Genomic DNA, 19,750 nt, shown 5'->3' with positions numbered 1-19,750 from the left:
GGCGAGGGTGATGACGGAGACGACGCCCGTGCTCGTGATGCGAGGCATCCGCAAGAGCTTCGCGGGCAACGAGGTGCTCCACGGCGTGGACCTCGAGGTCAGGCCAGGGGAGATCCACGCCCTGGTCGGCCACAACGGGGCCGGCAAGAGCACGCTCATCAAGGTCCTCGGCGGTGTCTACGCGGACTACGGCGGGGACATCGTCCTGGGCGGTGCGACCACCCGGTTCGCCCAGCCGCAGGACTCGTTGGCCGCGGGCGTCGCCGTCATCCACCAGGAGTTCTCGCTCGTGCCGGAGTTCGACGCGGCCCAGAACCTGGCGCTGGGGCACGAGCCCCGGCGCCAGGTCGGGCTCGTCGACCACGGCGCGACGCAGGCGCAGGGCAAGGCGCTGCTCGAGCGGCTGGGGCTCACCGTGCCCCTGGGGGTGCCGGCGCGCGACCTGAGCGTGGCGCACCAGCAGCTCACCGAGATCGCCAAGGCCCTGAGCCGCGACGCGCGGATCCTCGTGATGGACGAGCCGACCTCCCGGCTGGCCCGCGCCGAGCGTGAGGCGCTGTTCGCGATCATGCGGAGCGTCAGCGCCCGCGGTGTCGGCATCGTCTACATCAGCCACTTCCTCGACGAGGTGCTCGCTGTCGCGGACCGTGTGACGGTGCTGCGGGACGGCACCGCGGTCACCACGTGCCCGGCGCGCGAGCTGAGCGTCGACCGCCTCGCCGAGCACATCGTGGGGCAGTCGATCGCGGACCGGGCGCCGCACGCGGCCGGCGACGACTCGGCGCCCGTGGTGCTGGAGCTCGAGCAGTTCGGGCAGCGGGGGCGTCACGGCTCCACGCTGCAGGTGCGGGCCGGGCAGGTCCTCGGGCTCGCCGGGCTCGTCGGGTCGGGGCGCTCGTCGTTCCTCGAGTCCCTGTGCGCGGCCCGCCCCGCGCAGGGGTCGATGCGCCTGGGCGGTGCCCCCGTCAGGTTCCGCTCCCCGGCCGACGCCGCGGCACGCGGTGTCGTCCTCGTCCCCGAGGACCGCAAGCACAAGGGCGTCGTCATGCTGCGCGGCGTCGACGAGAACATCGTGCTGACGGCGCTGTCGCGCAAGTACGCCCGCAACGGGGTCGTGCGTGGGGGGCTGCGGCGACGTGCGGTGCGTGCGTCGATCCAGCGCTTCGGGATCCGCACGCCGTCACCCGAGAGCCCGATCGCGGCGCTCTCGGGCGGCAACCAGCAGAAGACCCTCATCGCCCGGGCGAGCGAGGCCGACCCGGTGGTGCTGCTGCTCGACCAGCCCACCGCGGGTGTGGACATCGGCGCCAAGGGCGAGATCTACGCCCAGGTGCGAGCCCTGGCCGCGCAGGGCGTCGCCTGCCTCGTCGCCAGCGACGAGCTCGAGGAGCTCCTCGTGCTGTGCGACGACATCGCGGTCGTGCGGTCGGGCCGGATCGGCCCCGCGCAGCGCGTCGCCGACCTCGACGAACCCACGCTCCTCGCCCAGATCAGCTCGAAGGGAGATCACGCATGAGCCGGATCCTCGGGGTCAAGGCCTACGGATGGGAGTGGTCGACCCAGCACGGGCTCGACATGGCCGGCGCCGCCCGGCGGATGCGCGAGCAGCGCCTGGACTGGGTGCTCGCGCAGAACCTGATCGACCCGCTGCCCGGCAGCGCGGTCGACCAGAGCCCGCCCGCCGGTGCCTACGACGACCGCGAGTGGACCGCGCGCCTGCAGGACGAGGGGCTGCGCGTCTACCAGTCGACGTCCTGCTTCTTCCAGCCCGAGGAGTTCGCGGCGCACCCCCACCTGCGCCCGGTCGACCAGCACGGTGAGGTCTTCGAGCCGTTCAGCTGGTACGTCGGCATCTGCCCGACCGACCCGGTCTACCTGGAGCGCAAGCGCGAGCGCCTCGCCCAGGCCGTCGCCACCACCCGTCCCGACGGGGTGTTCCTGTCGTTCCTGCGGTTCCCGGGCTTCTGGGAGATGTGGCTGCCGGACGCGGACGGCTTCACCGGCACCCGGCGCGAGGACGTCCGCGAGTACTGCTTCTGCGAGCGCTGCCTCGCGCTGTTCAGCGCGTGGGCGGGCGTCGACCTCGGGTCGGGCTCCGTGCCCGAGCGCGCCGCGCAGGTCCTGCGGGAGCTGCGTCAGGAGTGGACGGCGTGGAAGTGCGCGATCGTCGCGGACGTCGCGACCACCCTGCGGGCCGCGGTGCGTGACGTCGTGCCGACCGCGGACGTGATCCTCAACGGCTTCGGCCTGGGGCGCGGCGACTTCGGCAACGCCGTCGAGGAGGTGCTGGGGCAGCGGTTCTCGGCGCTCGATGCCGCCGTGGACCACTACGAGCTGATGTTCTACTTCCAGATCCAGAAGCGTGACCCGGCGACGTGGATCCCGCAGCGGGTCGCCGAGGTGCGGGCGCAGACGGACAGGACCGTGCTGGCCGACCTGCAGGGCGGGGCCGAGTACCTCGAGGACGTCTACGCGCCCGGACGCCGCCGCCGGGAGATCACGGCCCCGGAGTGGCGCGACGCGCTGCGTGGTGTGGCCCGCTCGGGCGCCGACGGCGTCCTCGTCTACTCGTGGCGGGACCTGCTCGCCGACACGGCCGCAGGCGGCGAGCGTGTGCGCCGCCTCATCGACTACAAGGACGGCGACCTTGACTGACCAGACCATCCCGGGCGCGCTGATGCGCGCCGAGGTCGCCGAGCAGCCGGAGCGCTGGCTCGACCTCGCCGCGGCGGGCGTCGCGGACGCCGCACGGCTCGTGCGCGAGCACGGCGTGGACGCCGTGACGTTCGCCGCCCGCGGGACGAGCGACCATGCGGCGGTCTACGGCCAGTACCTGGTCCAGACGCAGCTCCGGATCCCCGCGCACCTCGCGACCCCCAGCATGGCCACGCTGTACCAGCAGGACGTGACCAGCCCGTCGACCCTCGTGGTGGCGCTCTCGCAGTCGGGCCGGTCGCCCGACCTCGTCGAGACGGTCCGCAGCGCGCGGCGCAGCGGCTGCCCCACCCTGGCGATCACGAACGACCCGTCGTCGCCGCTGGCGACCGGTGCCGACGTGCACGTCCCGATCCGTGCGGGCGCGGAGCGCTCGGTGGCGGCGACCAAGAGCTACACCGGTGAGCTCCTGGCCCTGTACCTGTGGGTGCAGGAGCTGCTGGGGACGCCGCGCGACGTCGTCGCGGCACGCGTCGCGGAGGTCGCACGTGCCGGACGCGACCTGCACGAGCGCGCGCAGGCGTGGGCCCGGCGCGTCGCGCTCGAGCTGTGGGACACCGACCGCGCGCTGGTCCTGGGACGCGGCTACGGCCTGGCGACGGCCCGCGAGGCCGCGCTCAAGCTCACCGAGACGTGCGGGGTCGCGGCGTCGGGGTGGAGCGCCGCCGACGCCAAGCACGGCCCGCTCGCTCAGGTCATGGCCGGCACCCCGGTCTTCTGCCTGCGCGGTGCCACCGTCGGACGCGAGTCCGTGGAGGCGCTGATGCCGGACGTGCGCGCCCGCGACGCCCGGCTGTGGTCCACGTGGGCGGCGTCGGAGGCGGGCGGCGACACCGGCCCGGACGACTTCACGCTGCCCTCCGGGGTGCCCGACGAGCTCGTGCCGCTGCTCGAGATCATCCCGTTCCAGCTGCTCGCGCTCGAGCTGTCGCTCGCTCGCGGGCTGGACCCCGACCGCCCTCGCGGGCTGACGAAGGTGACGCTCACGTCCTGAGCCGGACCCGGCGCCCGCCCCCTCGGTGGTGCGGGCGCCGGCGTCATGGCGAGAGGTCGCCGGCTGGCCGGGTCAGCGCCGGGCAGCGGCGGAGCCACCGGCCAGCAGCGCCCCGACCGCCCCGGCGTCGACGACGCCGCTGCCCGCCGCGCGCTCGTCCCGGGCGGGGAGCAGTGCCGCGGACGCCCGCGCGGCGACGTCGGGCGCGTCGGCCTCGCGCGCCGCGGTGAGCAGCAGCGCCCACGTGACCTCGAGCAGCAGGTCGTGGCGGGGCGCGGGCGCGGTGGCCAGCGCGTGACGGGCTTCGTCGCGGTGGCCGGTGCGGGCCAGCAGCAGCGGGCGCACCCACGGCGCGTAGGGGCCGAGGGCGGCGTCGTCCGTCGCTGGGCCGACGGAGCCGACGTCCTCGCCCGCGCGCAGCGCCCGCGTCACACGGCTCAGGGCGACGATCCCGCGCGAGAACCCCGGCATCTCGTCCGGCGCGGCGGGCTCGGCCGCCCCGGTGAACGCGTGCCGGAACCAGGCGGTGAACGTCGAGGCCAGCGGGCGCTCGGCCGCCGCCGCCAGGGCGTCCACCGCGTCGGCCTCCGCCGCGGCGTCGTCGAGCCGGTCCAGCGCGCACAGCGCCTGCATCCGCACGATGCGCCCGGCGATCTCGAAGGTCGTGGACTCGGCGCGGCGCGCGGTGGCCACCAGCTCGGCACCGATGCGCTCGCGGTCCGCCGCCAGCCCCGCGTGCGCGAACCGCTGCATGTACCGGCCGCTCAGCGCGAGGCACAGCAGGCGGTCGTCGTGCGCGGTCCGCGCCAGCTGCTCGGCCTCGCGCGCCTCGGCCTCCCGTGCCGCCGTGCCGCGCTCCTCGATGGCGATGGTCGCGAGCAGCCGGGCGCGTGCGTTCGGGCTGCCCGCGACGCGGGGCAGCGTGCGGGACGCGGCGGCGACGACGGCACGCGCGAGGTCGTCGTCGTCGGACCGGGTCCACACGCCGGGCGCCTCGAGCCCGCCGATGACACGCGCGGCGAGCGGGGCGTCGTCGAGCTGCTCGGCCGCGCGGATGGCGGCGAGCCGCTGGGCGCGGACCGTCGCGAGGTCGCCGGAGACGGCCAGGCTCGACAGGACGGCGCCGGACGCCTCGAGCCGTGCCCGCGCGCCGCGCCGGTCCAGCGCCGACAGGCCCGCGTCGTGCCAGCCCGGTTCGCGCCGGTCGAGGACCTCCTGCTCGAGGGCCACGAGCGCGGGGCCGGGGTCCAGGCCCAGGTCGTCCGCGAAGGTGCGGCGCGCGCGACGCAGCACGTCCAGGGCCTGCGCCGGGCGGTGCGCGCGGTGCAGCGCGGTGGCGAGCAGCCGCCACCCCTCCTCACGCCAGGGGTGCGCCACGACGTGCCCGTCCAGCAGGGCGACGGCGTCCGCGGCGCGGTCGACGGCCAGCAGCGCGTCGGCCAGGCGCTCGACGACGTCCGCGCGCAGCGCCGCCAGCCGGACCCGTTCGGGCTGCGCCCAGGGCCGGTCGGCGTGCTCCTCGTACGCCTCGCCGCGCCACTCGTCCAGGGCACCGGACAGCGCCTCGACGGCCCGGGCGGGGGAGGCCACGCGCGCGTCGGCCACGGCGCGCGCGACCCGCCAGGCGTCGACCGCGTCGTCCGGCACCCGCAGCGCGTAGCCACCCGCACCGGTGACGACGACCTGCGGCGGTGCGTGGGGTGCGCGCTCGGGTTCGAGCGCGCGGCGCAGCTCCCCGACGAACGTCCGGACCGCGCCGACGGCACCCGCGGGTGCCGCCCCGTCCCACAGGTCCTCCACGAGGGCGTCCGTCGTGACCGTCCGGCCGCCGGCGGCCACGAGCACCGCGAGCACCTCCCGCAGCCGCGGCTTGGCCAGTGGCAGCGGCGTGCCGTCCGCGGACGCGGACACCGGGCCGAGCACCCGGATCCGCACAGCCGTCACCCCGGCAGGTTAGCCCGCTGATCCCGCGCTGATCGGCGCGCGCGAGGCTGGCCGCACCCCACCCGACCCAAGGAGGACGTCATGTCCCTGACCATCCCCGGCTTCACGTACGAGCGCGTCGAGGTCGCCCCGGGCGTGCACCTGCACGCCGCCGTCGCCGGCGCCGGTCCCGCCGTGGTGCTGCTGCACGGGTTCCCGCAGACGCACGTCATGTGGCGCCGCGTCGCTGCCGACCTCGCCGCCGACCACACGGTCATCTGCCCCGACCTGCGGGGCTACGGCGAGAGCGACAAGCCCGCCGAGGCGGACGAGCACACCTACGCCAAGCGCACGATGGCCGCCGACGTCGTCGCCCTGGCCCGCGCCCTGGGGCACGAGCGCTTCGCCCTGGCCGGGCACGACCGCGGCGCGCTGGTCGCGACCCGCGCCGGGCTGGACCACCCCGGCGTCGTGACGCACCTGCTCGTGCTCGACGTGCTGCCGACCCTCGACATGTGGGACGTGCTGCACGGCGCCGACGCCAAGGTCGCGTGGCACCTGTACCTCATGGCGCAGCCGGTGGGCGTGCCCGAGCCGATGATCGAGGCCGTCGCCGACACGTTCTTCGCCTCGTTCCTCGACGGCTGGGTGGCCGACCCCGACGCGATCGGGCCCGAGCACCGCGCCGAGTACCTGCGCGCGAGCCGCGCGGCCGTGCCCTCGATCGTCGCCGACTACCGGGCGTCGGCCGGGATCGACGTGGTCCACGACCGCGCGGACCGTGACGCCGGCCGCACGCTGGCGATGCCCGTCACGGTCGTCCAGCAGGACTGGGGCGCCGCCCTCGGCTACGACGCCGCGGCGCTGTGGGGCGCGTGGGCCGCGGACCTGGAACACCGCACGACGCGGTCGGGGCACTTCATGGCCGAGGAGGCACCGGCGGAGGTCGTCGCCGAGCTGCGGGAGCTGCTGGCGCGGTGACGGCGGCCGGTGCGGTGACCACGCGGGCGCTGCGCGCGGCACAATGGCCACCGCACCGTCGGCCGTCGAGGGGGACCCGCGTGACAGCAGCACCGACCGTGACCGTGGAGACGCCGGCGCGTCCGCCGCTCGTGCCCGAGGGTCCGCCGCTGGACCCGGCACGCCTCGCCCGCTACGCGCGGCACCTGACGCTGCCGGGCATCGGCGTCAGCGGGCAGCGGCGCCTGGCCCGCGCGCGCGTCCTCGTCGTCGGCGCCGGTGGCCTCGGCAGCCCGGCGCTGCTGTACCTCGCCGCGGCGGGCGTCGGCACGCTCGGCGTGGTCGACGACGACGTGGTCGACGAGTCCAACCTGCAGCGGCAGGTGCTGCACCGGACCGCCGACGTCGGGCGCCGCAAGGTCGACTCGGCGCGCGAGGCGGTGCTGGCCGCGAACCCGGACGTCACGGTGGAGGTCCACCCCGTACGGCTGACCGCGGGCAACGCGCTGGAACTCGTCTCGGGCTACGACCTGGTGCTCGACGGCTCCGACAACTTCGCCACCCGGTACCTCGTCAGCGACGCGACCGCGATCGCCGGGGTGCCGCACGTGTGGGGTGCGCTCGACCGCTTCCGCGGCCAGGTCAGCGTCTTCTGGTCGCGGCCGCCCGCGGGCCACGCACCGGTGACGTACCGCGACATCTTCCCCGAGCCCCCGCCGGCCGGCACGGTCCCCACGTGCGCGGAGGGCGGCGTGCTCGGGGCGCTGTGCGCGACGATCGGGTCGGTCATGGTCACCGAGGCGGTCAAGCTCGTGACGGGCGCAGGGCGCTCGCTGCTGGGCCGGCTGGCGGTGTACGACGCCGCGGACGTGACGTGGCGCGAGCTGCGCGTCGTCGCCGACCCGACGCGCGCCCCCGTCACCCACGTCGCCGAGCCGGCCCCCGAGGCCTGCGCGGTCCCGACGCCGTCCGCCGTCTCGGCGGACGCGGCCATCTCCGCGCTGCAGCTGCGCGACCTGCTCGACTCGGCCGCACCGCCGTACGTGCTCGACGTGCGCGAGGAGTTCGAGCGCGACATCGTCGCCATCCCGGGGTCCGTGCTGGTGCCCGCGGGCCGGCTGCTGGGTCCCGGGTCGCGCGACGCGGACGCCTTCGCGGCCCTGCCCGACGACCGGCTCGTCGCGGTGTACTGCAAGTCGGGTGCGCGCTCGCAGCGGGTCGTCGACGCCGCGCACGCCGCGGGACGCAGCAACGTCGTGCAGGTCGCCGGTGGCGTGCTGGCGTGGGTCGACGAGGTGGACCCGACGCTCAGCCGCTACTGACGGGCGCGATCTCGTTCACAGTGCGAGGTCGAGGTTGCCCGGGGCCGCCTGACCCGGCCGCCCGACGAGCCCGTCGGTCGGTGACGAGGCGAGCGCCTGCTCGCGGCGCGGGATGCGCCCGGCGAGCCGCGCGGCCCGGCCGGCCTGCACCGCCAGCGCCATCGCGCGGGCCATGCGCGGCGGGTCCGCGGCCCGCGTGACGGCCGACGCGACGAGTACGCCGTCGCACCCGAGCTCCATGGCGAGCGCCGCGTCCGACGCGGTGCCGACGCCCGCGTCGAGGATCACGGGGACCTGCGCGTGCTGCGCGATGGCCTCGATGCTGCGCGGGTCCAGGATGCCCAGCCCGGAGCCGATCGGGGAGCCGAGCGGCATGACGGCCGCGCACCCGACGTCCTCCAGCCGCCGCGCGACCACCGGGTCGTCGCCCGTGTAGGGCAGGACGGTGAAGCCCTCGCGCACCAGGCGGTCGGCCGCCTCCACGAGGCCGAACGGCTCGGGCAGCAGGGTGACGTCGTCCGCGAGGACCTCGAGCTTCACCCAGGACGTCCCGCACGCCTCGCGGCCCAGCTCGGCGGTCAGCACGGCCTCGCGCGCCGTGAAGCACCCTGCCGTGTTGGGCAGCGCGCGGATGCCGAGCCGGGTCAGCAGGGCCCACACCGACTGCTCACCGCCCGGGCGGACCCGCCGCAGCGCGACCGTCGTCAGGCGCGTGCCCGACGCGACGAGGGCGTCCTCGAGGCGGTCGAGGTTGGGCGCGCCCCCGGTGCCCAGGACGAGCCGCGGGCCGATGACGGTGCCGGCGACGACGAGCGGGTCGTCGCCGCTCCACGGGCCGGGGCCGTGGCCGGCGTGGGGGGCGGTGCCCGTAGCGGCGTCGGGCGTGACGTCGGGTGCGGCGGCCGTGCGCGGCGTCGGGGCGCTCATCCGCCCTGCACCGCCGTGACGACCTCGACGCGTGCGCCGGCGGGCACCGGGGTGGACGCCCACAGGCCGCGGGGCACGATCGCGTCGTCGAGCGCCACGGCGACGCCGGTCGGGGCGCACGCCGCCCCGGCGACGGGGGCAGCGGTGCCGTCGGTGCCGACCGGGGTGACGACTCCGACCGGGGCGACGGCTCCGACCGCCGCGTCCGCGTCGTCGCCGAGCAGGTTGCGGACCAGCACCGCCACGGTCAGGTCCGTCGTCCAGGGGTGCGTGACGCCGTTGACGGTCAGCGCCGGGTAGGGGGCCACGGTGGGGACGGCGGCCGCCTCGGTCGTGCGGATGTCGGTCGTGCGGGTGTCGGTCATGCGGGTCCTCCGGAGGGTGCGGTGGCGGTCGGGGAGTGCAGGCGCCGCGGGTCGCACGCTTGCGCGGCCTCGGGCGGGGTGGTGCCGGCGAGCACCGCGTCGAGCGTCGCCGCCGTCAGGGGCGTCTGCAGGACGCCGTTGCGGTGGTGGCCGGTCGCCAGGACCAGGCCCGGCACGCCGCTCGGCCCGATCAGCGGCAGGTGGTCGGGTGTCGCGGGGCGAGAACGCGTCGTGACGTCCACGAGCGGGAGCTCGTCGATCCCCGGGACGAGCGCCCGGGCGTCGCGCAGCAGCGCGAACACGTCGCCGGCGCGCGTGCCGTGCGCGGGTGCCCCCTCGTCGCTCGTCGCGCCAACCACGACCTCGCCGTCGGTGCGCGGGACCAGGTAGACGGGGCGCTGCTGCACGGTGCCGCGCAGCACCGGCAGGCCGGCGAACCACGGCGCCGCGCGTGCGTCGAGCCGCAGCGTCGTGCCGGCCACGGGACGCACCGGCACGGCGACCTCGGGCACGTCGCGCACCAGGGTCGCGGAGCGCGCCCCGGCGGCGAGCACCACGACGTCCGCCCGCAGCGTCGAGCCGTCGTCCGTCCGGACGCCCACGACGTCGCCCCGGGCGTCGCGCAGCAGGCCCGTCGCGGTGGCGGGGACCACGGACGCGCGCGCGTCAGCCGCGAGGGTCGCGCGCAGCGCACGCGCCACGGCGCGGGGGTCGACGTGCTGCTCGCCCGACGCCCAGGTGGCCGCGGCGACGTGCGGCCCGAGCAGCGGGACGCGCTCGCGGGCCTGCGCGAGCGGGACCTCGCGGACGTCCAGGCCCCACGACTGCTGCAGCGCGAGCAGGTCGCGGCACCGCTGCGCGTCCGCCGCGTCGTAGGCGACGGTCAGGGTGCCCGACGCGGTGAGCCCGACGTCGACGCCGGACGCCTGCGTGAGCTCACGCGCGAACGCCGCCCACAGGCCCGCCGACGTGAGGTTGACGCGGGCGAGCGCGTGCTCGCCGTGCTCCGCCTCCGAGACCGGCGCGAGCATCCCGGCGGCGGCATGCGTGGCACCCCCACCGGGGTCCGGGTCGAGGACGACGACGCGCAGCCCGGCGAGCGACGCGCGCCAGGCGGCCGTCAGGCCGATGATCCCGCCGCCGACGACGAGGACGTCGACGCGCGCGGGGACCGCGGGTGGGGGGTGGGCAGGGTGCGGCACCCGGTGCTCCCTTCGCTGGCATGACCCAGATCAGGTTCGACGGTCGGCTCTGACGCCCTCTCAGCCCCGCTCGTACGCGGCGCTCCCGTGCGCCTGCCAGACTACGCTGCCCGACATGTCCGATGCCTCGCAGGTCCGCGCCGAGCGCCGGGCGCGGCTCGCCGACGCCCGCCTGTACCTGTGCACCGACGCACGCCGCGCGAGCGGTGACCTCGACCAGTTCCTGCACGCGGTGCTCGCCGGGGGCGTCGACGTGGTGCAGCTGCGCGACCGCAGCCTCGACGTCGTCGACGAGCTCGCGATCGGGGCCCGCGTCCGCGACGTCGCGCACGAGCACGGCGCGCTCTTCGCGGTCAACGACCGGGCCGATCTGGCCCAGGCGCTGCGGGCCGACGTGCTGCACACCGGCCAGCGCGACCTGCCGGTCGCGGTGGCGCGGGAGCTCGTCGGGCCCGGGATGCTGCTCGGGCGGTCGTCGGGCGGGGGTGCGGCCGCCGCCGAGGCGGCCGCCGACCCCGAGGTCGACTACTTCTGCGTCGGGCCCGTGCGGGCCACGCCCACCAAGCCGGGGCGCGACCCGGTGGGCCTGGCTGCCGTCCGCGAGGTCGCCGACGCGGCGCCGACGACCCCCTGGTTCGCGATCGGCGGGATCGACGAGGCGCTGCTGCCCGATGTCGTCGCCGCGGGGGCGCGCCGGGCCGTCGTCGTCCGGGCCCTCACGCACGCGCCCGACCCGCAGGCCGCCGCCGCGCGGCTGCGGGCCGCACTCAGAACGGCAGCGGAGCCCGCAGCACGCCCTGGCCGATGAACGTCGCGATCGCGTCGAGCCGCCGCTCCGACTCCGCGACGGCCTGCGGGCCGGCGCCCTGCGCCCACACGCGCTTCGCCTCGATCCACGCCAGGTCGCGGGTGAACGTCACCACGAGGTCGGACAGCCAGTTCGCGCCCACGTCCCACGGTGCGCCGTCCGGGCCCTGGGACAGCAGCGAGCCGAGCTGCTCGCGCAGGCCGTCCATCTCGGCCTCGAACACGTCGTTGACCAGCAGGTAGTCGCGGTACTGCGCCGATCCGCCGCCGTCACCGTCCGGGGCCACGGTCCGCCACGTGGCGACCAGCGCGTGCGCCAGGTCGTAGTTGATGTGGGCGTTCACGCCGAGGACGGCGAAGTTCACGGGTGCCACGTCGGGGTCGCTGCGGTTGTCGAACAGCACGCGCCACACGCCGGGCGCCGAGCGCGGGTCGACGGCGTGGCGGCGCAGCGCCTGGAAGTACCTCTCGGCGAACTCGAGGTCCAGGCGCACCAGGAACGGCGAGGACCGGAACCGGCCGTCCTCGACCATCTCACCGATGCGCCGGGTGATGACGTGGTACAGCGTGGTGAACGCGGCGATGCCGTCGTCCTCACCGCGCGGCGACGAGCGCGCGGCGTGGTCACGGATCGTCTGCAGCCGGGCGACGACCTCGGCGATGGACGTCGGCGGCGCGTCCCCGGCGAGGTCCGCCAGCTGTCGCGTGCTCGCCATGAGGCCCCCTCCGCCACGGTGGTACGCCCCCGATGATGCGCCTCGGCCGTGGGCCGGGGAAGGGCCTGCGCGTCCGGGCTACAGGAGCGTGACGAGCCCCAGCACGCCGACCGCGACGCCGAGCGCGAGCGAGACCGCCACGAGCACGAGGTGCACCGTGAAGAACCGCGTCACGTTGCCGTCGGCGTCGCGCGCCCGCGGGTCCGCGCTGACGCGCTGCCAGAACTGCGGCCACACGACGAGGTTCCACGCGCCGGCGACGACGAGGACCAGGGACCAGACGACGGGGAGCTCCACGTGCCGATCGTGGCACACCCGGACGGCGGGGCGCCGCGGGTCCTGGGCGTACCTGCTCACCGGCTCACGTCGGTCTCCTCGACGTGCCGTCCCAGCTTGTCGGGGTTCGCGATCGAGTGGACCTGGGTCACCCGCCCGTCGACGACGGTGACGGCGACCACCGCGACCAGCTGCCCGGCCAGCTCCATCCTGACGCCGGGCTGGCCGTTGACCCAGGTCGGGGCCGCACGCACCGCGCCCCTGGCGCGCGAGATCCCGCCCATGAGGTAGCGGGCGAGCCGCAGCGCCCCGACGACCGGCTGCCGAGCCGCGCCGTGGACCTTGCCCCCGCTGTCCGTGACCGAGACGACGTCCGGCGCGAGAACGGCCAGGAGCCCGTCCAGGTCACCGGTGTTCAGTGCGGCGACCAGGCGCTCCACGACCTGCTCGTGCTCGGCGCGCAGGGTCCGGACGCGCGGTCGCCGGGCCGCCACGTGCTCACGTGCGCGGTGCGCGACCTGCCGCACCGCCGCGGGCGTCCGCTCGAGCGTCTCCGCGATCTCGTCGTACGGGACGTCGAACACGTCGTGCAGCACGAAGACGACGCGCTCGGCCGGTCGCAGCGTCTGCAGCACCGTGAGCATCGCGACCGACAGGCTGTCCGCGAGCGCGGCGTCGTCCGCCACGTCGGGGGCCGTGAGCAGCGGCTCGGGGAGCCACTCGCCGACGTACTCCTCACGGCGCCGTGCCACGGTGCGCACGTGGTTCAGCGACTGCCGCGTCACGACGCGCACGAGGTACGCCCGCGGGTCGCGCACCTGGCTGCGGTCGACGCCCGCCCACCGCAGCCACGACTCCTGCAGCACGTCCTCCGCGTCGCCCGCCGAGCCCAGCAGCTCGTACGCGACGGTGAACAGCAGCCGGCGGTGGACGACGAACGGGTCGTCGTCGGCGCGCGGGACGCTGGCCACCCCCGCCAACCTACCGGTCCCTCGCGGCCGCGGCCGGGGCGCCGGCCGGACGGGCGAGCGGCGCCAGCCCGCACGCCGCGGCGAACTCCTCGGAGTGGATCCCCAGCGCGATGTTCATGCGCGCCGACATGTTCATGAAGGCGACGCGGGCGGCGAGCTCGACGAGGGCCGCAGGACCGAGGTCGTCCAGCAGTGCCGCGGACAGCTCGTCGGTCACGGCGGGTGGGGTCAGGCTCGCTGCCTGCGCGTACTCCATGACCCGGCGCTCGCGCGGCGTGAACACGGACGACTCCCGCCACCGCGGGACCTCACGCACCTTCGCGGGGTCCAGCCCGTGCCGGTGCGCCAGGAAGTGGTGCAGGTCCAGGCAGAACTCGCAGCCGACGGTCGCGGCGGCGGACATCGCGGCGTAGGTCGCCAGCTCGGGGTCGAGCTCGTTCCAGCCCTCGACGCGGCGTCCCGCACGCATGGCGTCCTTCATGACGGCGGGCTGGTGCCACAGCACGCCGACCGAGTCGGGCACGTGGCCCAGCATCCGGCGGGAGGCGAGCCGGACGAGCGCGCCGTACGCGCCGGTGAGCCGGGTCGGGGGGACGCGCGGTGTGCCGTTCATGTCTGCTCCTCGGTGTCGTCGGGTGACGGGTACGGCATGAAGACACCGGACAGGTGCGTCGTGTGACATCGCGGGCCGTGCCGGCGGGCCGGCGCGGTCGTTACGCTCGCCACGGTGAGGACCTCCCCGGTGCCCGGCGCCCGTCTGCCCGGGGTCGTCCGGGCCCTGGCCGGGGCATCGGTGCTCGTCGTCCTCGGCGCCTCGTACGCCGAGCAGCGTGCGGCGGGGCGCGGCAGCGTCGTCGACTTCCTCGGCTACTTCACGAACCTGACGAGCCTGCTCGCGGGCGTCCTGCTCGTCGCGCTGGCGGTGCTCTGGGGCCGGCCGGTGCCCGCGTGGCTCACGCTCGCGCGGGGTGTGGCGACCGCGTGCCTGGTCGTCGTCGCGGTCGTCTACGCGACCCTGGTGCCCGGCGAGGGCGGCACGACGCCCTGGGTGAGCGCGGTCCTGCACGTCGCGTTCCCGTGCGTCGTGGTGCTCGACTGGCTGCTCCTCGCGGACCGTCCGGCGCTGCCGTGGCGGCGGCTGTGGGTGGTGCTGCCGTACCCGGTGCTGTGGCTGGTGGTCGCCGTGGTGCGCGGGCGCACCGAGGGCTGGGTGCCGTACGGGTTCCTGCTCCCCGAGCGGGGCGTGCCCTCGTTGGTCCTGCACGTCGCCGGGCTGGTCGTCGTGCTGCTCGCCGCGGGTGCGCTCGTGTGGTCCGCCGGCCGGACGCGGGGGCTGCGCCGGCCGGTGGCCCCCGCGCCCGTCTGAGCGGGCCGCGGGCCGGTACGTTCGCCCGATGGGACTGCGACAGCTCGCGTGGCGTGCGTGCTACGAGCTGCTCGGCGCCCGCGTCCGGCAGCCGGAGTGGACGTTCATGAACTACGGCTTCGCGCCCGTCGACGGCGCCGCACCGCCGCTGGTCCTCGACCCCGCCGACGAGCCGGACCGGTACGGCATCGGGCTCTACGCCCACGTCCTGCACGGCGTGGCGGTGGCGGGCGCGGACGTCCTGGAGGTCGGGTCCGGGCGCGGCGGGGGAGCGTCGTGGGTGGCGCGCTCGCTCGGGCCGCGGACGACCACGGGCGTGGACCTGGCGGCCTCCGCGGTGGCGCTCAGCCGCCGCGACCGCCGCGGACCAGGCCTGCGGTTCGTCCAGGGCGACGCGCTCGCGCTGCCGTTCGACGACGCGTCGTTCGACGTCGTGCTCAACGTCGAGTCGTCGCACTGCTACCCGTCGGTGGAGCGGTTCGTCGCAGAGGTGCACCGGGTGCTGCGTCCGGGCGGCACCTTCGCGTGGGCGGACTTCCGCGGCGCGGACGACGTGGCGGTGACGCGCGCACAGCTGCGGTCCAGCGGGCTCGCGCCGGTGCGCGAGGACGACGTCACGGCCGAGGTCCTGCACGCGCTGCGCCTCGACGACGCGCGACGCGCCGCGCTGGTGCGGGACTGGATCCCGCGCCCGGTGCAGCCGCTGTTCCGGCCCTTCGCGGGCCTCGACGGCACGCGCACGCACGACCGGTTCACCACGGGCGCGACGCGGTACCTGTCGGCTGTCCTCGTCCGGGAGCAGTGACGCCGGACCGTCCGGAAGTGGTCAGATCCGGCGCGTGCGGGGCGTGGAAGTGGTCACCGGGGTGACCACTCTCGGGGCGTCAGCGCTCGCGAGGACGCAGCCGCACGTTCGGCAGCTCCGGGGCCGGCAGGGGCGGGCCCGCGTAGCCGTGCACCTCGCCGAACCGGCCCAGCCCGGCGGTGTCACCGGCGATCGCGTCCTGCCACTGCGCGCGCGCCTCGACGACCTCGTCGTGCGTCCGTCCGACGAAGTTCCACCACATGAGGACGGGCTCGTCGAACGGCGCGCCGCCCAGGAGCACCGCGCGCACGGGCGCGTCACCGGCCTCGAGGACCAGGACGTCACGCCCCGGGGGCACGTACGCGAGCCACGACCGGGCGACGTCGTGGCCCTCGAACCGCAGCGTGCCCGTGTCGACCAGGACGCCGTGCTCGAACGTGGGGTCCACGGGGAGGGTCACGCGGGCCCCTGCGGGCACGTCGACCTGCGCCGCGACGAGCGGCGAGTACGCACGCGCCGGTGACGCCACCCCGCCCAGCGCACCCATGAACACCCGGAACAGCGCACCGTCGAGCGTGAACGTCGGGACGTCCGCGACGTGGTCGAACGCCCGCTCGCCGTGCCGGGCGGGCTCGGGCAGCGCCGTCCACAGCTGCACGCCGTGCAGCACCGGCCGGTCCGGGAACAGCGCGGGCGTCGACTCCTCGCTGTGGCAGATGCCGCGGCCCGCCGTCATGAGGTTGAGCTGGCCCGGCACGACGACCTGCTCCGACCCGAGCGCGTCGCGGTGCAGCACCGACCCCTCGAAGAGCCACGTGACCGTCTGCAGCCCGGTGTGCGGGTGCGGCGGCACGTCCATGCCGCCGCTCGCCGCGACGTCGTCCGGGCCGTAGTGGTCCGCGAAGCAGAACGGCCCCACCAGCGACCGCGCACGTGACGGCAGCGTCCGACGCACGGTCATGGCGCGCGGCCCGCCCAGCGGCACGTCGCGCGGCTCGACGAGCTGCACGTCCTGGGCCGGCCCGGCAGCGCACACGAGCTCCCGTGGCTGCGCCTCAAGGTTGGTCACACGGGCCAGGCTACGTGCGGGCGCCCCCGAGAAGTGGTCACACCGGGGGACTGCTCGGCGCGGAGTGGTCGACGGTGTGACCACTTCCGGGAGCGCGCCGGTGCGTGGATCGGCGACTGACCCCGATGAGTCCGGCTCGGCACGCCGGTCTGCCCCGTGACCCGACCCCTCACCGGAGGTACCGCCATGGCGACAGTCGTCTCCACCCTGTTCATCTCGCTCGACGGCGTGGCCGAGATCGACCCCGCGTGGCACTTCCCGTACTTCGACGAGCACATGGGCGCGGCGGTCGGCGAGGACTACGAGGACGTCGACGTCCTGGTGCTGGGCCGGGTCACGTACGACTCGTTCGCCGGCGCGTGGCCCGACCGTGAGGCGGCCGGGGGCGAGGACGCGTCGTTCGCGAAGCAGCTCGGCGACCTCCGCAAGCTCGTCGCGACGCGTGGCGAGCAGGACCTGGGGTGGCGCAACGTCGAGCGCACGGCCGACGTGGTCGGTGCGGTCCGGGCGTTCAAGGAGGACCCGGCGGTCGGCAAGGTGCTCCTCGCGGGGTCGATCTCCGTGGTCCGCCAGCTGCTCGACGCCGGCCTGCTCGACGAGCTGCGGCTGCTCGTCCACCCCGTGGCCGCACGCAAGGGCGAGCGCCTGTTCGCCGACGCCGACACCATCCAGCCGCTCGCGCTGCTGAGGTCCGCGGTCTTCCCGACGGGCGTCGTGCGGCTCGTGTACGCACCCGCCGAGCTCCCGGGCGCGGGGACGTACGACGACGCGAAGGACCACCTGCCCGACGCCTGAGATGCCGACCCCGTGGGTCTGGTGCCGCACGGCGACCGCCAGCGAGGATGAGGCATGGCCGTGCAGGGGGCACAGGTGCAGGACGTCGTCGTCATCGGCGCCGGCATGGCGGGGCTGCTGGCCGCCGCCGCGCTCGCGCGCGACGGCCGCACCGTCACCGTGCTCGACCGCGACGACCTGCCGGACCGGCCCGCCCCGCGGCCCGGCGTGCCGCAGGGGCGTCAGCCGCACCTGCTGCTGCGCCGGGGCCTGACCGCGATCGAGGAGCTGCTGCCCGGGTTCGGTGACGACCTGCGCGCCGCCGGCGCCGTCCCCGTGGACACCGGGGAGCTGGCGTGGCTCGGTGCGGCGGGCTGGTCCCCGCCGTCCCGGCAGGTCGAGGTGCTCCTCGCGCCGCGCCCGCTCGTCGAGCTTCTCCTGCGGCAGCGCGTCGAGGCGTCGCCGGGCGTGCGCGTACTCGGCGGTCGGCGCGTCGCCGGGCTGCGTCGCGGCGGGCCCGGCGAGCCGCGCTGGTGGGTCGACGCCGTGCCCGTCGGCTGGTCGGACGCGCCCGACGCCTCACCCGGGGACGACCCGGCGCCCGAGCCGTGGCCCGCCGACCTCGTCGTCGACGCGTCCGGGCGCGCGTCGCGCCTGCCGACGTGGCTCGAGGCGCTCGACGTGGCGCCCGCCGCGGTCGACGCGCTCGACGCGCGCGTCGGCTACTCGACCGTGCGTCTGCGGCTGCCGACGGAGAAGGTCGGGGTCGCGGGCGTCGTCCTGCTGCCGGTCCGCGGCCTGGGCGGCGGCCTCGCACTGCCCACCGGTGCGGGCTGGTGGACCGTGACCGGCGTCGGCGCGGACGAGCAGCGTCCACCGCGCGACCTGCCCGCGCTGCGGGACTATCTCGCCGGCCTGCGCGACGACTCCCTGGCGCGCATGGTCGCGGCCGGGCACCTCGACGGCGACGTCGCGACGCACCGTCAGACGGGCAACCGCCGGCACCGGTACGACCGTGTGCCGGGCTGGCCCGACGGGCTCGTCGTCGTCGGCGACGCGCTGTGCGCGTTCAACCCCGTCTACGGGCAGGGCATCACGGTCGCCGCGCTCGACGCCCTCGCGCTGCGCCGGGCCGACGCCCGCGGTGGGCTGGCCGCACCCGGCGGGGCTGCGCGGGCGGTCCGCGAGTGCGCGCGGCTGAGCGACCTGCCCTGGCTGATGGCGACCACGGCGGACCAGGTCCTCGCCGGTCTGCCGACGTCCCGCGCGCCGGTGTCGGTCATCTCGGGGCGGTGGATCGCGGAGCTCGAGCGGATGAGCGCGCACGGCGACGACGCCGCCCAGGGCGCGCTGTCCCGCATCTACCAGCTGGTGGCGCCGCCGACGAGCCTGTTCCACCCGCGGCTCGTCGCGCGCTGGGTGCGGGCGCGCGCCCGCGGGTACGGCCCGCCGGTGCCGCGGCCCGCCGTGCTGCGGGACGACGCGCCCGACGCCGTCGGTGGCGCGAGGTAGCGTCGTCGACCGTGGATACCCGGGTGGCTGCGTACGCCGTCGTCGTCGACCAGGGGCGGTTGCTGCTCGCCCACTGGGCGGAGGGTGACCTGCACGGGTGGACCCTGCCCGGCGGGGGCATCGACCCCGGTGAGCACCCCGAGCAGGCCGCGGTGCGCGAGGTGCGCGAGGAGACGGGGTACGACGTCGAGCTCGACGAGCTCCTCGGCATCGACTCGATCGTGTTCCGCGGCGCCGACCGTGTCATCCCGGGCCCCGACCTGCACGGGCTGCGGGTCCTGTACCGCGCGCACGTCGTCGGCGGGCGGCTGACGCACGAGGTCGACGGGTCCACGGACGAGGCCGCGTGGTTCCTGCTCGCCGACGTCGACGACCTGCGCCGCGTCGGCCTGGTCGACGCCGCGCGACGGCTCGCCGGCCTGCCCGTGCGGGACTGACGTGCCGTCCTACCGCGTGACGGCGTCCGTCGGGCTGCTGCGTCCCGGCACGTCCGCCCCCGACGTGCTGCCCGAGGCGGTCGCCGCGGCGCGGGCCCTGACGACGGTCGAGGCGTTCGACGTCGGCGTGGTGCGCGGCGCGGCGCGGGTGACCGTGCGGTTCGAGGCGGACGACGACCGGTCCGCACGACGCGTCGGGTGGGCCGTCATCGAACGCCTCGACGAGCTCGCCGAGACCACGGACGGCCACCTGACCCGCCGCTACGGCAACCGCTGGTACCCCGCAGGTCGCCGCCCCCCTCGCGCGTGAGAGCGCGATCCAGTTCCGGTGGTGCGCTGGATTGCACTCTCACGCCCCTGGATGGGGGGAGGTGAGGCGGATCACCGCCCCCACCTCGCGCGTGAGAGCGCGATCCAGTGACCGGGGGTGCGCTGGATTGCACTCTCGCGCCCCTGGGTGGGTAGGTGAGGCGGATCACCGCCCCCACCTCGCGCGTGAGAGTGCGATCCAGTTACCCGGGGGTGCGCTGGATTGCACTCTCGCGCCCCTGGGGGGGTAGGTGAGGCGGATCACCGCCCCCACCTCGCGCGTGAGAGTGCGATCCAGTT

General features: G+C 76.1%; 21 protein-coding genes and 1 riboswitch. Of the genes, 12 read left to right on the top strand and 9 right to left on the bottom strand.

Going from position 1 to position 19,750, the window contains the following annotated elements; all coding sequences use genetic code 11:
- Positions 1-10: 10 nt before the first annotated feature.
- The 3 genes from IR158_RS16880 to IR158_RS16870 are packed head-to-tail and all read left to right on the top strand — an operon-like array spanning position 11 to position 3,709.
- The gene (locus IR158_RS16880) at positions 11-1,516 is read left to right on the top strand and encodes a sugar ABC transporter ATP-binding protein (protein ID WP_291814943.1); all 1,506 of its coding nucleotides are present in this window, start codon (positions 11-13) and stop codon (positions 1,514-1,516) included.
- On the top strand, positions 1,513-2,655 hold the full coding sequence (locus IR158_RS16875) for a hypothetical protein (RefSeq protein WP_291814940.1): 1,143 nt from the start codon (positions 1,513-1,515) through the stop codon (positions 2,653-2,655). Before IR158_RS16880 ends, IR158_RS16875 begins: the two co-directional genes overlap by 4 nt.
- Complete coding sequence (locus tag IR158_RS16870; RefSeq protein WP_291814937.1) at positions 2,648-3,709, top strand: SIS domain-containing protein; 1,062 nt, start codon at positions 2,648-2,650, stop codon at positions 3,707-3,709. The genes IR158_RS16875 and IR158_RS16870 overlap by 8 nt, the downstream gene beginning before the upstream one ends.
- Positions 3,710-3,781: 72 nt before the next feature.
- Here IR158_RS16870 and IR158_RS16865 read toward each other — a convergent pair whose 3' ends face one another.
- A complete protein-coding gene (locus tag IR158_RS16865; RefSeq protein ID WP_291814934.1) occupies positions 3,782-5,653 on the bottom strand; it encodes a BTAD domain-containing putative transcriptional regulator in 1,872 nt (623 codons plus the stop codon).
- 81 nt (positions 5,654-5,734) lie between these two features.
- Here IR158_RS16865 and IR158_RS16860 point away from each other — a divergent pair, with 81 nt between their 5' ends.
- Positions 5,735-6,613: an alpha/beta hydrolase gene (locus IR158_RS16860; RefSeq protein WP_291814931.1), complete on the top strand. Its 879-nt coding sequence runs from the start codon at positions 5,735-5,737 to the stop codon at positions 6,611-6,613.
- Between the two features lie 80 nt (positions 6,614-6,693).
- Positions 6,694-7,914 (top strand): ThiF family adenylyltransferase, encoded by a 1,221-nt coding sequence (locus IR158_RS16855; RefSeq protein ID WP_291814929.1) that lies wholly within the window; start codon positions 6,694-6,696, stop codon positions 7,912-7,914.
- Positions 7,915-7,929: 15 nt separating this feature from the next.
- Here the strand turns inward: IR158_RS16855 and IR158_RS16850 are convergent, their stop codons facing one another.
- The 3 genes from IR158_RS16850 to thiO all read right to left on the bottom strand — a co-directional run bounded on the left by IR158_RS16850 (position 7,930) and on the right by thiO (position 10,408).
- The gene (locus IR158_RS16850; protein ID WP_291814926.1) at positions 7,930-8,841 is read right to left on the bottom strand and encodes a thiazole synthase; all 912 of its coding nucleotides are present in this window, start codon (positions 8,839-8,841) and stop codon (positions 7,930-7,932) included.
- A complete protein-coding gene (gene thiS, locus IR158_RS16845) occupies positions 8,838-9,206 on the bottom strand; it encodes a sulfur carrier protein ThiS (RefSeq protein WP_291814922.1) in 369 nt (122 codons plus the stop codon). The genes IR158_RS16850 and thiS overlap by 4 nt, the downstream gene beginning before the upstream one ends.
- Positions 9,203-10,408, bottom strand: coding sequence for a glycine oxidase ThiO (thiO, locus tag IR158_RS16840; protein WP_291814919.1), 1,206 nt, complete (start codon positions 10,406-10,408; stop codon positions 9,203-9,205). The genes thiS and thiO overlap by 4 nt, the downstream gene beginning before the upstream one ends.
- A riboswitch (TPP riboswitch) is annotated at positions 10,399-10,507 on the bottom strand. (Overlaps the previous gene by 10 nt.)
- Positions 10,508-10,523: 16 nt before the next feature.
- Here thiO and thiE point away from each other — a divergent pair.
- Positions 10,524-11,216, top strand: a complete 693-nt coding sequence (gene thiE / locus IR158_RS16835; protein WP_291814916.1) for a thiamine phosphate synthase — start codon at positions 10,524-10,526, stop codon at positions 11,214-11,216.
- Here the strand turns inward: thiE and IR158_RS16830 are convergent.
- The 4 genes from IR158_RS16830 to IR158_RS16815 form a co-directional block, all read right to left on the bottom strand.
- The gene (locus IR158_RS16830; protein ID WP_291814912.1) at positions 11,176-11,931 is read right to left on the bottom strand and encodes a DUF5995 family protein; all 756 of its coding nucleotides are present in this window, start codon (positions 11,929-11,931) and stop codon (positions 11,176-11,178) included. The genes thiE and IR158_RS16830 overlap by 41 nt on opposite strands.
- 78 nt (positions 11,932-12,009) lie before the next feature.
- Positions 12,010-12,228 (bottom strand): SCO4848 family membrane protein, encoded by a 219-nt coding sequence (locus tag IR158_RS16825; protein ID WP_291814910.1) that lies wholly within the window; start codon positions 12,226-12,228, stop codon positions 12,010-12,012.
- 56 nt (positions 12,229-12,284) lie between these two features.
- Entirely contained in the window at positions 12,285-13,178 is an 894-nt protein-coding gene (locus IR158_RS16820) for an RNA polymerase sigma-70 factor (protein WP_291814907.1), read from the bottom strand.
- A 10-nt stretch (positions 13,179-13,188) separates the two neighbouring features.
- Complete coding sequence (locus tag IR158_RS16815; RefSeq protein WP_291814904.1) at positions 13,189-13,791, bottom strand: carboxymuconolactone decarboxylase family protein; 603 nt, start codon at positions 13,789-13,791, stop codon at positions 13,189-13,191.
- Between the two features lie 114 nt (positions 13,792-13,905).
- Between IR158_RS16815 and IR158_RS16810 the strand changes: the two genes are divergently transcribed.
- Both IR158_RS16810 and IR158_RS16805 read left to right on the top strand, forming a co-directional pair.
- Positions 13,906-14,544, top strand: a complete 639-nt coding sequence (locus IR158_RS16810) for a Pr6Pr family membrane protein (RefSeq protein ID WP_291814902.1) — start codon at positions 13,906-13,908, stop codon at positions 14,542-14,544.
- A 28-nt stretch (positions 14,545-14,572) separates the two neighbouring features.
- Positions 14,573-15,349, top strand: a complete 777-nt coding sequence (locus IR158_RS16805) for a class I SAM-dependent methyltransferase (protein WP_291814900.1) — start codon at positions 14,573-14,575, stop codon at positions 15,347-15,349.
- A gap of 79 nt (positions 15,350-15,428) precedes the next feature.
- On the opposite strand, the gene IR158_RS16800 is transcribed toward IR158_RS16805, so the two are convergent.
- Positions 15,429-16,418, bottom strand: coding sequence for a pirin family protein (locus IR158_RS16800; RefSeq protein ID WP_291814898.1), 990 nt, complete (start codon positions 16,416-16,418; stop codon positions 15,429-15,431).
- A gap of 186 nt (positions 16,419-16,604) precedes the next feature.
- Here IR158_RS16800 and IR158_RS16795 point away from each other — a divergent pair, with 186 nt between their 5' ends.
- From IR158_RS16795 to IR158_RS16780, 4 genes are read left to right on the top strand one after another with little or no spacing between them, the layout of a single operon-like run.
- A complete protein-coding gene (locus tag IR158_RS16795) occupies positions 16,605-17,213 on the top strand; it encodes a dihydrofolate reductase family protein (RefSeq protein WP_291814895.1) in 609 nt (202 codons plus the stop codon).
- 54 nt (positions 17,214-17,267) lie between these two features.
- Positions 17,268-18,704 (top strand): FAD-dependent oxidoreductase, encoded by a 1,437-nt coding sequence (locus IR158_RS16790; protein ID WP_291814892.1) that lies wholly within the window; start codon positions 17,268-17,270, stop codon positions 18,702-18,704.
- A gap of 23 nt (positions 18,705-18,727) precedes the next feature.
- On the top strand, positions 18,728-19,141 hold the full coding sequence (locus tag IR158_RS16785) for an NUDIX hydrolase (protein WP_291814889.1): 414 nt from the start codon (positions 18,728-18,730) through the stop codon (positions 19,139-19,141).
- Between the two features lie 16 nt (positions 19,142-19,157).
- Positions 19,158-19,451: a hypothetical protein gene (locus IR158_RS16780; RefSeq protein ID WP_366928460.1), complete on the top strand. Its 294-nt coding sequence runs from the start codon at positions 19,158-19,160 to the stop codon at positions 19,449-19,451.
- The last annotated feature ends 299 nt before the right edge of the window (positions 19,452-19,750 follow it).

The organism is Cellulomonas sp. (genome assembly GCF_015234515.1).
Lineage (GTDB): Bacteria > Actinomycetota > Actinomycetes > Actinomycetales > Cellulomonadaceae > Cellulomonas.
This window is presented reverse-complemented; position numbering and strand designations above follow the sequence as displayed.